The following is a 17174-nucleotide window of genomic DNA, read 5'->3' on the forward strand; positions in this document are numbered from 1 at the left end:
CTTGCCGCGCACGAGGAGGGATGTCAAACGGACACGCTTTTCGTCCGTTTGACATCCCTCCTCGTGGGTGGCTCGCTCTGGCCCGACTTGTGACGGGGACCCGCCCGGACCGCACCACCTACGCAACGCGCCTCCGCCCAACGCAACAGGCGTGCCATCAACCCACGCACGGCGGAGGACCCCCAGATCAGATTGGCGGGGGTCTGGGGGCAGCGCCCCCAGGAAACGCACGCAGGCCGAACCCGCCGCCCGCAAGGTGACCACCCTCAAAACTCGCGACCCGCAAAGGCCACCACCCTCAAAGCCGGCGACCCTCAAGCCCCCCGAATCACCTCAACCCAGCAGTCTCCGTAACCGCCCTCAACGCCGCCACCACAGCCGAAAACGGCGGCAGAAAAGGTCGCCCAGCGGGCCCTTCCCCCAACCACCCGACCAACCCACGATCAATCCGAGACGGCGGCAACGGCACCAACGTCCCCAACCGATGCGTCAACGCCCCCCGCGCCCGCAACCGAATCAAATTCACCTGCGAAGCCTCATCAGCAGACGAAGTCAAGATGAGCCACCTCCCAGGAGCCCCAGGCAACACCACCACCGGTCCTCCAAGCATCCGCACAGACAGGTAGTGCTGCACCTCCCCACCGATCCCAGCCCCGAGCTCCACAGCGGACACCTGATGATCGGTGGTCAACAGCAACCGGTTCTCCGACCGCAGCACCAACCACCCCCAGTCCGAGTACCGCTCAAGCGCACTGGAGAACGTGTCAAGCCGCGGCACTTCCCCGGTCCGAACTTCTCCGGCCCGCAACTCTCCGCGCTGCACGACTCCGCGCTGCACCACTCCGGACGGCAAAGCTCCCTCAGGCGAGTTCATCGATCTCACCCTCACTAACTTTTCGGTACGGTGTAACTCCGATCACACGATTTGACTCTCCGCCGCCATGAACTCACTATCGGGCCGCCATCGGCACACTTGAACGGGGCTGGAGAGCGTGACTCACCTGCAACAACGCCACGTCACCATGATCGCGCTGGGAGGTGTGATCGGTGCGGGTCTCTTCGTGGGCACAGGCGCCGGCATCGCACTGGCCGGCCCGGCCGTCCTCATCTCATTTGGTCTGGCCGGATTCCTGGCGTTGCTCATCATGCGAATGCTCGGAGAAATGGCCGCCGAACATCCGAGCGGCGGCGCCTTCTCAGTACACGCCGAAAAAGCACTGGGCCCCTGGGCGGGCTTCACCGTCGGCTGGGCCTACTGGGCAACGGTCGGCGTAGTCCTGGCAGTCGAGGCCACCGGCGCCGCCAAGATCGCCTCAGGCTGGGTCCCAGCCGTCCCCCAATGGACCTGGGTGCTGATCTTCATGTCAGCCCTCACCGCGGTGAACCTCACCAACGTCCGCAACTTCGGCGAGTTCGAGTTCTGGTTCGCCGGCCTGAAAATCGCCGCGATCGTCCTCTTCCTCACACTAGGCGCCGCCGCGATCCTCAACCTCCTCCCCAACGTCGACTCCCCAGGCCTGAGCAACCTCACCGACTTCATGCCCAACGGCTGGAGCGGAGTGATCGCCGGCTTCATGGCCGTGGTCTTCGCGTTCGGCGGCCTGGAAGTAGTCACGATCGCGGCCGCCGACGCCGAGGATCCCAAACGCGCCATCGGCAAAGCGGTCAGAAGCTCCATGACCCGCCTGCTCGTCTTCTACCTCGGCTCGATGGCCGTGGTCGTCACTCTCCTGCCCTGGAACGACTCCGAGGTGGGTGCCAGCCCGTACGTCGCCGTGTTGAACCGCCTGGGCATCCCCGCCGCAGGCCAGATCATGAACGTCGTCATCTTCGCGGCCCTGCTGAGCGCCATCAACGCCACCCTCTACGGCGCCGCCCGCATGCTCTGTTCGCTCGCCGAACGCGGCGAGGCCCCCAAAGCGTTGCTGAACAAGAAGAACGGCGTCCCGCGCAACGCGGTGCTGGCATCCGTCGCGTTCGGGTTCTTCTCGGTGGTGCTGAACTACCTCTGGCCGGACACCGTGTTCCTGTTGCTGCTCAACGCCGTGGGTTCCGCGTTGCTGGTCGTCTGGGCGTTCATCGCCATCTCCCAGATCCGCCTGCGCCGCGACATCCCGAACCCCGCGGTCCCGATGTGGGGCTACCCGTACCTCTCCTGGCTCGCGCTGGCCGGCATCGCCGCGATCATCGTGCTGATGCTCAGCGACGAGCAGGCCCGCGGTCAGATCCTGTCTACGGGCGTGCTCGTCGCCGTCATCGCGACCATCGCCCTCAGCAGGTCAGCTTTGCGCCGGCGAAGTCTCCCCGATCGAACCTGACGCCGTCCCCGCTGTCGTTGACCACCAGACGCAGGAACTTGGCGCCCTGCAAGGAACCCGCGATGGCAACAGCGTCATCCCGCCAGGTCCGCAGCCCGCTGGACGCGACCTTCGTGCCGTCCGCCCAGACCTCGAAGATCGCCGAGCCCAGCTGGTTCACGTCCCGTTCGTCGTCGATACCGACGTCGGACGAGAACGACGTGCAACGACCACCTACGTAGAGAATGAGCTCGGCGTTGGCATGCGCGCCGAGCCCCTTCTCGTAGGTCTTTCCGTTGATGGTCAACGTCTTGCCGTCACCACCGACATAACCGCCGTTGGACTTGTCGCGCTCCACGGGCCCATAGCCACTGCGCTCAGTGGTGAACTTGACGTCACTGGCCCACAACGACCCACCCGACGGCGGCGCACCAGGCACCAGCACACCGGCGTCGACCGGACGAGTCAGCTTCCCGTGCCCAACCCAGGTAACGCCCAACGAGCCGTTCAGAACATGCGCGCCAGGCACCACTCCAGCAGGCGGCGTCACCCGCCACTTACCTTGCACCGACTGCGAAGTGAGCAACACCGGCGCACGCTCAGACGACAGCTTCTCGACCTTCCACCCCGCAGGCGCCATGAACGAGGTAGCAGCGTTCAGCACCGGCACAGGAGCCTGGTTGGTCGCCGTCACGGTGGCCACGAACGGCTCACCGGCCGGCGTGATCGTGCTCGGGATCCCGGCGATCTGCGCGGCGATGTCCAGCGACGTGTCGATCGCGGGCTCGTACCGGTACCAGTCCTGTGACGCCTTCACCCGGAAGATCGCGGTGCCGTGCGGCGGCAGCGAAGCCGAGATCTTGCCCGCGGACTGGAAGTTCTTGTGCTGCCACAGATCCCGCACGGTGTAGCCGACGCTGCGCGGCAACCCGAGGTCACGCGCGGACGTGGAGATCGTCGCGTTCACCTCGGACTCGTTGAACAGCGCCACCGCCTTGTCGCCGTTGGCCAGCGGCTTCACGAACACCCACTGCCCGTCCTTCTGGGAGATCACCTTGCCCTGGACGCCGAGCTTGTCCTGGTTGATCGCGATGATCTCCTTGTTGCGCAGGATGTCGAAGTGCTCGGCGGACACCTTGCGCAGGTCCGCGCCGATCAGCAGCGGCGCCGCCATGATCGACCACAGCGCGAAGTGGCTCTGGTACTCGGTTGTCGTCTGCCTGCCGTTGCCGACCTCCAGCATGTCCGGGTCGTTCCAGTGCCCCGGCCCGGCATAGGCGTCCAGCGGCGCGTTGAGCTTGAGGATCTCGACGGTCTTGGACCAGGTGTCGTTGATGTCACCGGTGGTGCGCCACAGGTGACCGACGCCCTTGCCCCACTCCCACGGCTTGTTCTGGCCCCACTCGCAGATCGAGTAGACGATCGGGCGGCCGGTCTTCTTCAGCGCGTCCCGCATTTTGGTGTAGCGCTCGAGAGCGGGACGGCCCTCGTTGTTGCAGTTGTCGTACTTGAGGTAGTCGACGCCCCAGTCCGCGAACGTCTGCGCGTCGATCTCCTCGTGGTCCAACGCTCCCGGCATCGTCTTGGCGCACGTCATAACACCTGCGCTGGTGTAGATGCCGAACTTGAGGCCGCGGGCGTGGATGTAGTCCGCGAGCGCCTTCATGCCACTGGGAAACCGCACGGGGTGGTTGCGCAGCCGTCCGGTGGCGGGGTCGCGGGTGGCGTCGGCCCAGCAGTCGTCGACGTTGACGTACTGGTAGCCGGCGTCCTTGAGCCCCTTGGTCACGAAGATGTCCGCCATGTCGCGGATCATCTGCTCGTTGATGTCGCAGCCGGTGGTGTTCCAGTTGTTGAACCCCATCGGCGGGGTGAGCGCCAGCGTCGGGTCGGGGTCAGCTGCGGTGGCGGGTAAGGACGGTACGACCACGGACGCTGCGACGAGCGCCAACGCGGTGAGCAGTGCTCTCACTTCGGCTTCTCCAGGGTGATCGCGAAGACGTGCAGGCGTGGCCCGCCCGTCTTGGGCAAGGTGACGGCGGAGAGTTCCTTGGTGGCGTCCAGCTCGACGGTCTGGTGGAAGATCGACACCTGCTTGGCCACCGGACCGGCCGGCGTGTGCATCAGCGTGGTGGCAACGGGTTCCGACTCGCCGAACTGCGGCCGCTGCTGCCAGGCCGTGACCCGGAACCGGGCGGGCACCGGGCCGTCGGCGTACACCAGCGTGCCGTCCGCCTCGACGTTGCCCGTGTCGGCGGCCGCGAGCAGGTGCAGCTTCACGTACTTCCCGGCGGGTAGTGCCAACGTCTGTCCGGCCGCGATGACGTTGTTCTTGCTCGCCTCGTCGCCGTTGTGGAACTCGAACAGGACGCTGTCGTCGGTCACCGAACCGGTCTGCGGCAGCTGGGCGGCCGGGTAGGTGTTGCCCAGGCCGTCGAAGTCGCCGTCACGGCTGGTGAACTCGTTGGACAGCCCGTCGTTGTCGAGCGCCGCGCTGATGTCGACCGGCACCGCGCTGCCACCGGGCGGCAACGCGGGCAGGCCCCAGCGCCGGGCAGGCTCGGTGATCCGGACCGGCGCGATGGTGAAGTCGCGCTCGCCCTTCGCGTGGATCAACGCTTCCTGGCCACGCCGCAGCTCCAGCTCGACCACGCCGTCGCGCACGCTCCACCGCGAGCAGCCCCGGACGCTGAGAGGCCCCTCGATGCCCGTGCGGACGCGGCACGGCTGGCCGGCCTCGCTGTGCACCCGGACGAACCGCGTCCTGCCACCCCGGCGCACCGCGCTGACCAGGAACGCGCCCTCGGTCCGGGTGTCGTGGATCGTGACGTCCTGCCAGACGGCGGGCACGGCCGGGAAGATCCGGATCAGCCCGCCCCAGCTCTGGATCAGCATGTCCTGCAACGACTTCGCCGCGGAGAGAGGCGTCTCGATCACCGGTCCTGCCTCGAAGTACATCGTGTTCGGCTGGGCGAACCTGGCGACGAACTCGCGCAGGTAGCGCAACGCCTCGTCGCCGCGGGTCATCTGGGCCGAGATCGAGGCGGCACCGGTGAACGTGAAGCCGCGCAACGACCCCTCGAAGCTCAGCCAGTGCTTCAGCGAGCGTTCGATCAGGTCACGGCGTTCCGGCTGCTCCCAGTTGACCTCGTGCAACGGGTAGACCGCGAGCATGTGCGAGTAGTGCCGGTGCGACTTCGCGAACGGCACGCCGGCGCCGATCATGAACCCGCCCAGGTCGGCCGGGTACTCGACGAGCTGGTCGAGCACCTCCTGCCACTTCGGCACCAGCGGATCGGCGATCCTGAGGACCTTCGCCGACTCGATCAACGTCCGGCACGACCACCGCAGCAGCGCGAGGTCGTAGTTGCAGTCCGGCGCGACGCCGTACTCGGGCGAGTAGGTGGGCAACAGGTGCAGCCTGCCGTCGTTACCCTTGCGCAGGAAGTGCAGGTAGTAGTTGGTCGATCGGCGCAGCACCGGGAAGACCGTGTCGCGCAGGACCCGCTCGTCCATCGTGTGCCGGTAGCTCAGCCACGCGTTGTGCAGCAACCACGGCAGGTTCCCGATCTCCGGGTCCGGCGACGGATGCAGCGGCGAGCCGACGAACCCGGCGTCCTGAAACGTCGGATCGGTGCTGCGCCGCAACCCCATCGAGTCGGCGCGGAACTCGGGTCTCAGCGCGTCGACCAGGATCTGTTGATTCTGCGCGATCGTGCGCGGGATCGGGTCCAGCTCGAGGTGGTTCGACGCGTGCACCGGCCAGTACTCGAGCTGGGCGTTGAGGTTGAACCACACCGACGGCCACGGCGTCGGCTCCAGCCACGGCCCGGTGGTGGGCATGATCGGCGCCTGCGCCCGAGCCCCGGACGCGAGCTTGTACAGCTGGATCCAGTAGAAGCTCTGCATCAACGCGTCCGGAACGGACACGAAACTCTTGCGGTAGAAGGTGTGCCACCACTTCTGGTGCTGGTGGCGCAGCATCTCCGGGATCGACGCTCTGGTGACCGCCTCCCGGACCGTTGCCTCGGCGGTGCGCTCGGGGAACGAATGGTCCACGGACAGCAGGAACTCCGTGCGGCCGTGGAACTTCTTGACGCGATACGCCGTGGCCGTCTGACCGCCCGCGACCATCTCCTGGGTGACGAGCGTGAGCCCGTTCTCGACGCGGGTGACCGGCTTGGGGTTGAGCGGGAACGTCGCAGGCGGTGGTTCGCGGATCGTGCGCGGGCTCAGGGCGTCGAGCGCCACGAACTCCAGCTTGAAGCCACTCTCACCGCTGGACGGCCGCACTTCCAGGTGCAGCAACGACTTCTCGGCGTGCACGAACAACCTGACCGCGAGCTCACCCTGGTCAGTGATGATCTTGCCGCGCAGCTCGGCGTTCCACAGGCCGAGCCTGAGGTCGACCCCGGCGATCTTGCCGACCGGCGTGAGCAACAGCCGCCCGACCGGCAGCCGCGCCACTCCCCACTCGTTGCCGAACTGCGGCCGGTGGTCCTGCACCTTCGCGTGGTCCACGGTGAACCGCACCGCGTTCGCGCCGGGCTCGCGATAGCAGGCGGTGGCGAGAAAACCGTTGCCCAGGAACGGACCCTCGTACCAAGCACGAGGCATCCGCTGCCACACCAGGTCCTGCTCGCCGAGGAACCGCTCCCAGTCGATCCTCGTGGCGCATCCGGCGCTCCCCGGATCCGCACCCGCCCCGACCGGCAACGCCGTGAGCGCCGCCCCAGCCACAACCCCACCGAGCAGTCCGCGCCGCGACAGATCCACAGAACACCTTTCAGGTCCGCGGCGGCAGCGACCAAAGATCGGAGGTGTGCGTACGAACGCAGCCTAGGACTGCCCCCTGGGCCGGTCAAGACCAGCCAAGCCTCGGATGAAAGCGTTTTCCGGTCGTATGATGTCCGCGCCGCGAACCCTGGAGGATGCTCATGACCGCGCGTTCCTACCCGTTCGGCCCGGTGGACGGACTCGAGATCGACCCGATGTACGGCCGGCTCCGTGACGACGAACCCCTCGCCCGCGTCCAGCTCCCGCACGGGGAAGAGGGGTGGCTGCTCACCAGATACGACGACGTGCGATTAGCACTCAGCGACCCGAGGTTCAGCCTCGCGCAGGCCGCCGTGCGGGACACACCGCGGGTTGGGCCACAACGGATCGGTGCGATCCTCACCGACCTCGACCCACCGGACCACACCCGGCTCAGGCGACTGCTGGCACACGCCTTCACTGTGCGCCGCGTCGAAAAACTGCGCACGACCGCGGAACGGCTGGCCGACGAGCTGCTGGACGACATCGAGAAGGCCGGTCCACCCGCGGAGCTGTGGACCGCCTACGCGGTTCCGTTGCCAGGACTGATGGTCTGCGACCTGCTCGGCGTGCCGTACGACGACCGCGACCACTTCCAGGACCTGGCCGCCGCGTTCATGTCCAGCACCGCGATGACCCAGGACGAGAAGCTGGCGAAGATCGGCGAGCTCGCGGTCTACCTCGCCGGCCTCGCCGACCAGCGGCGCGCGCACCAGGAAGACGACCTGATCAGCGCGTTGGTGGTGGCACAGGAGGACGGCGACCAGCTCACCGGCGACGAGCTCGTGCAGCTGCTGGTCCTGTTGCTCGGCGCCGGTTACGACTCCACGGCCGCCGAGATCGCCAACTCCGTCCACACGCTGTTGCGGTTCCCGGATCAGGCCGAACTGCTGCGCTCGAACCCGGAGCTGATGCCAGGAGCCGTCGAGGAGCTGCTGCGGTGGATTCCCGCGCAGGAGATCTCCGACATCCTGCCCCGCTACACCCTGGAGGACGTGGAACTGAGCGGTGGCACCGTGAAAGCGGGCGAACCGGTGCTGCTGGCCAAGCACGCCGCCAACCGGGACCCACGCCAGTTCCCCGACCCCGACCGGTTCGACGTGACGCGCAACGCCAAGGGGCACCTCACGTTCGGGCACGGGCCGCACCACTGCATCGGCGCACAGCTCGCGCGGATGGACGTGCAGGTCGCGCTGACGGCGATCCTCGAACGGTTCCCCGCACTGCGGCTGGCCGGCGACGTGCAATGGCGAATCGGCATGACCATGCGGGGTCCGCTGGCCATGCCGATCGCCTGGTGAGGTTCTAGCCGGTGACGCTCTTGAGCCGGACGGGCTTGTACTTGCTGTTCGGCTCGAGACCGTACGTCCGCGTGCGGTGGTCGGTGCCGAAGCCACCGCGCTGCTCGTAGGCCATGTACTCGGACTTGTCGCCCTTCGTCCACTTCTCGAAGATCACGACGTGCCGGAAGTCGTCGCCGGGCTCGTCCACCGGGTCGATGAAGAGGTCACCGGGCTGCATGTCGGCGATCTTCACCGCGGTCGTGTACTTGTCCGTCGCGAGCGCCTCGGTGTTCGGGCCTCCCTTGGGATTTCCGTTCCCCAGATTCGCGGCCATCGACACAAATCCCGAGCAGTCCTGCCGATAACCGTCCGTCCAGTACTTCTCCATGCTGTACGGCACCCTGCCGCCGTTGTTCGCGGTCAGCCACGACGCCGCGCGCTGCAGCATCTCACCCCTGCCGACCTGCGGTGCAGCCGATGCCGGAGCACTCACGAGCACGAACGTCAAGAATGCCGTGAGTACCGCTGAAATGAATTTCATCATTTCCCCCGTTTCCGAGAAGAGCGAATCTCGTAGCTCCACCGGAACACGGCACACAAGACGAAGTCAAAGGTTTACTTGAAGAACAGCCGGGTAGCACCGACTTTAGTGGTAACTCACCCGAGCGAATTCACCACCATCGTCGGGCTCATCGCGGGCTAGGCCGAACGGCTCTGCGGCGCCAGCAACTCGGTGATCGAGTCCAGCGAGATGCCGAGCGCGCCCGCGAGCGCGGCGATCGTGAAGAACGACGGCGTGGGGGCACGTCCGGTCTCGATCTTGCGCACGGTCTCGGCCGACAACCCGGCGCGGGCCGCGATCTCGACCATGCTCTCCTCGCCGCGGGCGTCCCGCAGCAACTGACCGAGCCGCCTGCCGCGTTCCCGCTCAGTCGAGGTCAGGGGAATGCGCACCATGGGTGCGGATTCTACGCGAAACACACAAGTCAACGGGCGCAAGTGCCACCCCGTAAAAACTCGTTGCGACCCCGGCCGATGCCGTCATAGGTTCGTCGTACACAAGAGAGGAGGTGGTCCCAAGTTGTATAGCTACAGGACTCGTGAGGTGGCTGTCCGCTAGGACCGCCCTCGGTGACGCCTAGTCGTAAACCAAGGCAGCCACCCGGCCCCCGGACTTCGAGCGTTGGTCCCGCTCGGCCTGCTAGCGCAGGAGTCGTCCGGGGGTTGTCCCATTTCCGGGCTTCCCAGCGGCTCTACTTCAGGGCCTTCTTCAGGGCCTTGAGATCGGCCACGAACGCGTCGAACGCCTCGCGGTAGTTCTCGGTCTCCCGCACCACCGCCGACGGGTGCACGGTCACCCCGACCCGCAGCCCTTCGTGCTCCAGCACCTCACCGCGGTGCTCGGTCAGCTTGAACGACGGCCCCAGCACCGCCTTGGCCGCCACCGCCCCCAGGCAGATCACCAGCTGGGGCTTCACCACCCGGATCTCCTCGCGCAACCAGGGGAAGCAAGCCACGACCTCGGAGCGCCGAGGCTGCTGGTGGATCCTGCGCTTGCCCCGCTCGGTGAACCTGAAGTGCTTCACCGCGTTCGTCAGGTACGTCTCAGCACGATCGATCCCGGCCACAGGCAACGCCTTGTCCAGCAATCGTCCCGCCGGGCCCACGAACACGTGCCCCGCGGTGTCCTCGCGGTCACCGGGGCACTCACCGACCATCATCAGCTTCGCCGGTACCGGTCCCTCACCGAAGACGGTCTGCGTGGCGTCCTTGTAGAGGTCGCAGCCGCGACAGCCTTCAGCCGCTGAACGCAACGCCGCCCAGCTCTTCCCCTCGGGGACGAACTGGGCGGCGTCGGGCTTCGCGTTACTTGTCCGAGCGGAAGGCATCCTTGACCTTCTCGCCGGCCTGCTTGATGTCGGCCTTGGCGCGCTCGGCGCGGCCCTCAGCCTGCCACTGCTCGTTGTCGGTGGCGTCGCCGACGGCTTCCTTCGCGCGGCCCTTGAGCTCATCAGCCTTGTTGCTGAACTTGTCGTCGGCACCCATGAAGAAGGCTCCTTCACTAGAGGTCAGCTACGTCGATTGGTTACCCGGCGAGCACCGTCCGAAACAGTTGATAAGGTGATCACTCGCGGTTGAGAACCCAGCCGCAAGCCGATGAGACGGCTTGCTCTGGGTGTGTCCCGCCCCTTCGAGAGCTCCCGAGCACCGTCGTCGCACCGGCATGCCGCTGTGACCATGACGACGTGAAAGGAGCCGGCGGTGTCGTCCGCGAGAATCACCGCCCTCGAGGCCGAGGTGGCAGGGCTGCGCAAAGCCCTGGTGTCCCGGACCGTCATCGGGCAGGCCACGGGCCTGATCGCCGCACGCAAACCCTGCACACCCCAGCAGGCGTTCCAGCTGCTGGTGCACATATCCCAGCACCACAACATCAAGCTGCACGTCGCGGCCGACCGGCTGGTCACCGCGTTCGTGTACGCGCACCTCGGGCGGCCCGTCAACGTGGCCGACCAGGTGCTGTGGGATCACGTCGACGCGACCACCGCGAACGACTCGGGTGACAGTGACGACGGGTTCGCGGAGGAGGTCAGCAGCACGTCTCCCTGAGGCAGCGGGGCGGGGGTCGTGCCGAGGTTCACCACGACGCGGATCGTTCCGCGGTGCAGCACGAAGCACTCCCCGTCCTGCTCCACCACGAACCTGTCCAACCGCGGGTCGGCCAGCTCCGGGCGGGAGCGTCGCAACGCGATCAGCGCTTTGTAGGTCTCCAGCACCTGCGCGTGGTCGCCGGTGGACAGTTCGTCCCACTTGAGCCGTGAGTTCTCCACGGTCTGAGGCGACATCGGGTCCGGCACGTCGGACTCACCCCAGCCGTGCCGGGAGAACTCGCGGCGCCGGCCCGTCCGGACGGCCTCCGCCAGCTGCGGGTCCGGGAACGACGCGAAGAACTGCCAGGGCGTGGACGCCGCCCACTCCTCCCCCATGAAGATCATGGGCGTGTAGGGCGAACACAGCACGATCGCCGCCGCGCACAACAACTTCCCGGTCGGCACGCTCGCCGGCAGCCGGTCACCGGTCGCGCGGTTGCCGATCTGGTCGTGGTTCTGGGTGTACGCGAGGAACCGGTGGCCGGGGATCAGCGCGGTGTCGACGGGTTTGCCGTGGTGCTTCTCGCGGAACGATGACCAGGTGCCGGCGTGGAAGAACACCTTCTCCAGCGTGTTCTTGAGCGCACCCGGTGCCGCGAAGTCCTCGTAATAACCGAAAGTCTCGCCGGTCAGCGCCACGTGCAGGCAGTGGTGCAGATCATCTGACCACTGCGCCTGCAGGCCGTGCCCGCCACCTTCGCGCGCGGTGACCAGCTTGGCGTCGTTGAGGTCGGACTCGGCGATCAGCGTCAGCGGCCGCGCGACCCTGGTGGAGAGCGCCTCGACCTCGACCGCCAGCTCTTCGAGCACGTGCACCGCGCGCCGGTCCGCCAGCGCGTGCACGGCGTCGAGCCGCAGCCCGTCGACGTGGAAGTCCCCGAGCCACTGCAGCGCGTTGTCGATGACGTACCGGCGGACCTCGTCGGAACCCGGTCCGTCGAGGTTCAGCCCAGGGCCCCAGTCGTTGCGCCCGGCGAAGTACGGCCCGAACTTGTCGAGGTACGCACCGGACGGCCCGAGGTGGTTGTAGACCACGTCGAGCAGCACGGCGAGACCCTTGCCGTGACAGGCGTCCACGAACCGCTTGAACCCGTCCGGCCCGCCGTACGGCTCGTGCACGGCACCCCACAGGACGCCGTCGTAGCCCCAGCCCTCGACGCCGTCGAAGCTGTTGACCGGCATGACCTCGACGAACGTGATGCCGAGGTCCACCAGGTGGTCGAGCTTCCCGATGGCCGCGTCGAACGTGCCTTCCGGCGTGAACGTGCCGATGTGCAGTTCGTAGATCACCCCACCGGGCAACGCACGGCCCGTCCACGCGCTGTCGTTCCACTCGTAGGTGTGCCGGTAGACCCGAGAAGCCTCGTGCACGCCGTTGGGTTGCCACAGCGACCGCGGATCCGGATACGCCTTGCCTTCGATGACGAACGCGTAGTCCGTCCCCTCCGGCGAGTCGGCATCGGACAGCCACCAGTCGCCGTCGCGCTTCATCTCGTGGTCGAACCCGTCGACGCGCACGTGCACCGACTCGGGCGTCGGCGCCCAGACGGAGAAGCTCACTGATCCCCCCGCACCAGCAGTGCCACCGGATAGGTGTCGAGCAGCGACGCCAGGTCCTCGGTCGCGGGACGCCCGGTGAGCACGTCCGTCCACTTCGCACCCGGCAACGGCAGAACGGTGTCCTGCCAGCCCTTCCGTTCCAACGCGACCGGCAGCCTCGTCGCCACCGTGATCACACCGGACCGTTCGAACGCCAGCACGTGCTCAGCGGCCGGCCCTTCGGCGTGCAGCGGCCGATAGCCGTGCAGGCCGCGTTTGCGGACCTGCAAAGCCTTCTGCACCACGAGAAGCTTCGCCGCGCCCGAGTCGTCGACCTCCGGCAGCCAGCCGGACTCGATGCGGTCCAACAGGTCCCGGCGCACCTGGTAGTCGACCGGACGGCGGTTGTCCGGGTCGACCAGCGAGAAGTCCCACAGCTCGGTGCCCTGGTACACGTCCGGCACGCCGGGTGCGGTGAGCTGGACCAGCTTCTGCCCCAGCGAGTTCGACCAGCCGGGCGCCTTGATCCGTTCGGCGAACGCGCTGACCTCCGGCTCGTTCACCGCCTTCGCCGGCCACGCGGCCACCTCGGCGTCGAACTCGGCGTTCCGGTCGACCCACGACGTCTTGATCTTGGCCTCGCGGGACGCCTTCTCCAGGTACTGGCCCAGGCGGTCCTCGGTGATCGGCCACGCACCGACGAGCGACTGCCACGCCAGCCTGTTCAGCGATGGCTCGGAGATGCCGTGCTGCTCGCTCATCGCGGACTCGAACGCCAGGTACTCGTCCGGGATCTCCGCCAGCACCGCGAGCCGCGCCCGCACGTCCTCCGACCGTTTGGTGTCGTGTGTCGACAGCGCGGTCATGGCGTTCGGCTCACCGGCCTCGCGGTTCGCCGCGCGCTGGTGGAAGTCCTGCGGTGCCAGGCCGAACCTGTCCGGCGAGCCACCGACCTCGTTGAGCGCCACGAAGTTCGTGTACCGGTAGAACGCGGTGTCCTCGGTGCCCTTCGCGACGACCATGCCGGACGTCTGCTGGATCCTGGTCGCCAGTTCGCCGTGAGGATCGGCGCGCACCTGCTCGTCCAACGCCCGCACAGCCGACGACTTGCTCCGCTGCACCGCGATCTCCCAGTGCCGCATGCCTTCCGGCAGGTACGACCGGTACACCGGGAAGTTGACCATCACCTCGGCGACGGCCGTGCAGGCGTCCTCGAACGGCACGCCCTGCACGAGTCGCGCGATCCGGCGCACCTCAGCGGCCAGGATCGAGTCCGCGACCTGTTGCCGTGAGGAGTGTTCGACCTCGTGGAAGTCGCCGTCGAACCTGTCGGTGGGCGCGATGAACACACCGCAGATCTCGCGCAACGCGTCGTAGCCCGTCGTGCCGTCGACCGGCCAGCTCTGCGGCAGCGACTCGTCCGGCCCGAGGATCTTCTCCACGACCAGCCAGCCGTCGAAGTGCTCGCGCAGCCGCCGGAAGTACCCACCGGGATCGGCCAGGCCGTCCGGGTGGTCGACGCGCAGGCCCGTGACGCCCCACGACAACACCTCGCGGTGCGTCGCCTCGAACACCTCGGGGTCCTCGACCCGCACCGCCGCGAGTTCGGTGATGTCGAAGAACCGCCGGTAGTTCAGCTCGGTGTTGCCCCGCCGCCAGTTCACCCTGACGAAGTGCTCGCCAGGTTCGTCGGGAGCGTCTTCCGCGAGCACGGGCAGCAGCACCTTGCCCGACGACCAGTCGATGTCGAAGTACCGGGCGTACTTTGACTCCTGGCCGTTCGCGAGCACGTCCTCCCACCACGGGTTCGGCACGACCATGTGGTTCGGCACGATGTCGACGACCAGGCCGAGTTCCAGTGCGGTGAGCCGTTCCTGGAGCGCCTTGCGTCCGTCGTCGCCACCCAGCTCCGGCCGTGCGCGGGTCGGGTCCACGACGTCGTAGCCGTGCGTGGACCCTTCCCGCGCGTCGAGCATCGGCGATCCGTACAGCGCGCCGATACCAAGGCGCGCCAGGTAGTCCGCGATCCCGGCGGCGTCGGCGAAGGTGACGGACGGGGTGAACTGGACGCGGTACGTGGAGGACGGCGCGCCCATCAGCCCACCCTCTGCAGCACGACCAGCGACCGCGCGATGAGGTTCAGCTCCCCGCCCGCGGCGATCGCCTTCTCGCCCTTGCCGACCTGCCCGGTCGCCGTGTCGACCACGACCGTCCACTCAGGACCGTACTCGAGCTCCGGCAGCGTCACCTGGATGTCCTCGTAGTGCCCGTTGAACGCCATCAGGAACGAGTCGTCGACCACCCGCATGCCGCGCGAGTCGAGGTCCGGGATGCCCTCGCCGTTGAGGAAGATGACGACGCACTTGCCGAAGTCGTCCTCCCAGTTCTGCTCTGTCATCTCCTCGCCGGACGGGGTGAACCACGCGATGTCGCGCAGCTCCTCGCCCTTGCGGATCGGCCGGCCCGCGAAGAAGCGCTTGCGCCGGAACACCGGGTGCGCCTTGCGGAACGCCGCGACCGCCGAGGTGAAGTCGACCAGCTCGGCGTTGCTCTCCAGCAACGACCAGTCGACCCAGGAGACCTCGTTGTCCTGGCAGTACGCGTTGTTGTTGCCGTTCTGCGTGCGACCGAACTCGTCGCCGTTCACGATCATCGGCACACCCTGCGACAACAACGTGGTCGCCATCAGGTTCCGCCGCTGCCGCGCCCGCAGCTTCAGGACTTCCTCGTCGTCCGTCGGCCCCTCGACACCGCAGTTCCACGACCGGTTGTGATCCTCGCCGTCGCGGTTGTCCTCGCCGTTCGCCTCGTTGTGCTTCTCGTTGTACGACACCAGGTCGTTGAGGGTGAAGCCGTCGTGCGCCGTCACGAAGTTGATCGACGCGTACGGCCGGCGCCCGTCGTCCTGGTAGAGGTCGCTGCTGCCGGTGATGCGCGACGCGAACTCACCCAGCGTCGCCTGCTCACCGCGCCAGAAGTCGCGGACCGTGTCGCGGAACTTGCCGTTCCACTCCGTCCACAGTGGAGGGAAGTTGCCGACCTGGTACCCGCCGGGCCCGACGTCCCACGGCTCCGCGATCAGCTTGACCTGCGACACCACCGGGTCCTGCTGCACGACCTCGAAGAACGTGGCCAGCCGGTCGACGTCGTAGAACTCGCGGGCCAGCGCCGACGCGAGGTCGAACCGGAACCCGTCGACGTGCATCTCGGTGACCCAGTACCGCAGCGAGTCCATGATGAGCTGCAACGTGTGCGGCGACCGCACGTTCAGCGAGTTACCGGTGCCCGTGTAGTCCATGTAGAACTTCGGGTCGTCCTCCACCAGCCGGTAGTACGCCTCGTTGTCGATACCGCGCATCGACATCGTCGGCCCGAGGTGGTTGCCCTCCGCGGTGTGGTTGTAGACGACGTCGAGGATGACCTCGATCCCCGCCTGGTGCAGGGCCCTGACCATGCCCTTGAACTCCTGCACCTGGTTCAACGGCAGCGCCGAGTAACCGTCGTGCGGCGCGAAGAACCCGATCGTGTTGTAACCCCAGTAGTTGCTGAGCCGCCGCTCCGCCAGCGTGTGATCGCTGATGAACTGGTGCACCGGCATCAGCTCGACCGCGGTGACCCCGAGCTTGATCAGATGATCGATCATCACCGGATGCGCCAGCCCCGCGTAAGTGCCTCGCAGGCGCGGCGGAATCTCGGGGTGGTCGATGGTCAGACCGCGAACGTGCGCCTCGTAAATGACGCTCTCGTTGTACGGCGTCCTGGGCAGCCTGTCGTTCGTCCAGTCGAAGAACGGGTTCACCACCACGGACTTCGGCACGTGCGGCGCCGAGTCGGTGTCGTTGCGCTCGTCCGGCGAACCGAACTTGTACCCGTACAACGCCTCGTCCCACGTCAGGCCGTTCGAGATGGCCTTGGCGTACGGGTCGATGAGCAACTTGTTGGGATTGCAGCGCAGACCTCGCGCCGGGTCGTACGGGCCGTGCACGCGGTACCCGTACTTCTGCCCTGGGCCGACGCCCAGCAGGTAGCCGTGGTGGACGAACCCGTCCACCTCCGGCAGCCTCACGCGCGTCTCGGTGCCGTCCTCGTCGAACAGGCAGAGCTCCACGTACTCCGCGACCTCGGAGAACAGGGCGAAATTCGTACCAACGCCGTCATATCCAGCGCCCAGCGGGTAGGGCCTTCCGGGCCAGGGTCGCACAATGCTCCTCGTCACAAGAAGGTAGCTACTAACAGACCATATCCGGGTCACAACGTCGTGGCATGACTCTGTTGTGAGGGATGGCCGGCTCCACGTCCGTCGAGCCCTGAGGCTCCAGGTCACCGGCCTCCACGACCAGACAACTACCCCGCCACCGCGTCTTGTACTCCAGGTGCCGCCGGACCTCGGCGAACCCGGTGTCGGCGATCAGGTGTTTCGGGCTGGACACGAACCCACCGTCTCGCGACTTGATCCTCGGCCTGGTTCCAGATCCTCCGGAGTGCGGGCAGCGGACACCGCAGTGCGCGGACGGAGCCCGCGCCTGTGCCGGATTTGGATCCAAAGCGAACAGACAGGCCTGGTGGACGATCACACTCCGAACCCTACGAGC

The 17174-nt window shown here is 67.1% G+C and carries 12 protein-coding genes; 3 read left to right on the top strand and 9 right to left on the bottom strand.

Annotation, left to right across the window (positions count from 1 at the left end; genetic code table 11):
* The first annotated feature begins 992 nt into the window (after nucleotides 1-992).
* A complete protein-coding gene (locus ACWGE0_RS41110; RefSeq protein ID WP_452266297.1) occupies nucleotides 993-2318 on the top strand; it encodes an amino acid permease in 1326 nt (441 codons plus the stop codon).
* Here ACWGE0_RS41110 and ACWGE0_RS41115 read toward each other — a convergent pair.
* Both ACWGE0_RS41115 and ACWGE0_RS41120 read right to left on the bottom strand, forming a co-directional pair.
* Nucleotides 2272-4269: an NPCBM/NEW2 domain-containing protein gene (locus ACWGE0_RS41115; RefSeq protein WP_452266298.1), complete on the bottom strand. Its 1998-nt coding sequence runs from the start codon at nucleotides 4267-4269 to the stop codon at nucleotides 2272-2274. The two genes, ACWGE0_RS41110 and ACWGE0_RS41115, sit on opposite strands and share 47 nt — an antisense overlap.
* Nucleotides 4266-7073 (bottom strand): glycosyl hydrolase family 95 catalytic domain-containing protein, encoded by a 2808-nt coding sequence (locus ACWGE0_RS41120; protein ID WP_452266299.1) that lies wholly within the window; start codon nucleotides 7071-7073, stop codon nucleotides 4266-4268. The genes ACWGE0_RS41115 and ACWGE0_RS41120 overlap by 4 nt, the downstream gene beginning before the upstream one ends.
* Before the next feature lie 161 nt (nucleotides 7074-7234).
* On the opposite strand from ACWGE0_RS41120, the gene ACWGE0_RS41125 reads away from it, so the two are divergent.
* Nucleotides 7235-8413, top strand: coding sequence for a cytochrome P450 (locus tag ACWGE0_RS41125; protein ID WP_452266300.1), 1179 nt, complete (start codon nucleotides 7235-7237; stop codon nucleotides 8411-8413).
* A 4-nt stretch (nucleotides 8414-8417) separates the two neighbouring features.
* Here ACWGE0_RS41125 and ACWGE0_RS41130 read toward each other — a convergent pair whose 3' ends face one another.
* The 4 genes from ACWGE0_RS41130 to ACWGE0_RS41145 all read right to left on the bottom strand — a co-directional run bounded on the left by ACWGE0_RS41130 (nucleotide 8418) and on the right by ACWGE0_RS41145 (nucleotide 10441).
* Nucleotides 8418-8888: a hypothetical protein gene (locus ACWGE0_RS41130; protein ID WP_452266301.1), complete on the bottom strand. Its 471-nt coding sequence runs from the start codon at nucleotides 8886-8888 to the stop codon at nucleotides 8418-8420.
* A 206-nt stretch (nucleotides 8889-9094) separates the two neighbouring features.
* On the bottom strand, nucleotides 9095-9352 hold the full coding sequence (locus ACWGE0_RS41135; protein ID WP_452266302.1) for a helix-turn-helix domain-containing protein: 258 nt from the start codon (nucleotides 9350-9352) through the stop codon (nucleotides 9095-9097).
* A gap of 296 nt (nucleotides 9353-9648) precedes the next feature.
* Entirely contained in the window at nucleotides 9649-10284 is a 636-nt protein-coding gene (locus ACWGE0_RS41140) for a UdgX family uracil-DNA binding protein (RefSeq protein ID WP_452266303.1), read from the bottom strand.
* A complete protein-coding gene (locus tag ACWGE0_RS41145; protein WP_319971400.1) occupies nucleotides 10262-10441 on the bottom strand; it encodes a CsbD family protein in 180 nt (59 codons plus the stop codon). Before ACWGE0_RS41145 ends, ACWGE0_RS41140 begins: the two co-directional genes overlap by 23 nt.
* Nucleotides 10442-10657: 216 nt before the next feature.
* Here ACWGE0_RS41145 and ACWGE0_RS41150 point away from each other — a divergent pair, with 216 nt between their 5' ends.
* Nucleotides 10658-11002 (top strand): ANTAR domain-containing protein, encoded by a 345-nt coding sequence (locus tag ACWGE0_RS41150; protein ID WP_452266304.1) that lies wholly within the window; start codon nucleotides 10658-10660, stop codon nucleotides 11000-11002.
* On the opposite strand, the gene treZ is transcribed toward ACWGE0_RS41150, so the two are convergent.
* The 3 genes from treZ to glgX are packed head-to-tail and all read right to left on the bottom strand — an operon-like array spanning nucleotide 10921 to nucleotide 16783.
* The gene (treZ, locus tag ACWGE0_RS41155; RefSeq protein WP_452266305.1) at nucleotides 10921-12603 is read right to left on the bottom strand and encodes a malto-oligosyltrehalose trehalohydrolase; all 1683 of its coding nucleotides are present in this window, start codon (nucleotides 12601-12603) and stop codon (nucleotides 10921-10923) included. The genes ACWGE0_RS41150 and treZ overlap by 82 nt on opposite strands.
* On the bottom strand, nucleotides 12600-14678 hold the full coding sequence (gene treY / locus ACWGE0_RS41160) for a malto-oligosyltrehalose synthase (RefSeq protein ID WP_452266306.1): 2079 nt from the start codon (nucleotides 14676-14678) through the stop codon (nucleotides 12600-12602). Before treY ends, treZ begins: the two co-directional genes overlap by 4 nt.
* Nucleotides 14678-16783: a glycogen debranching protein GlgX gene (gene glgX / locus ACWGE0_RS41165; RefSeq protein WP_452266307.1), complete on the bottom strand. Its 2106-nt coding sequence runs from the start codon at nucleotides 16781-16783 to the stop codon at nucleotides 14678-14680. The genes treY and glgX overlap by 1 nt, the downstream gene beginning before the upstream one ends.
* Nucleotides 16784-17174 lie beyond the last annotated feature (391 nt).

This window comes from Lentzea sp. NPDC054927 (assembly GCF_053610285.1).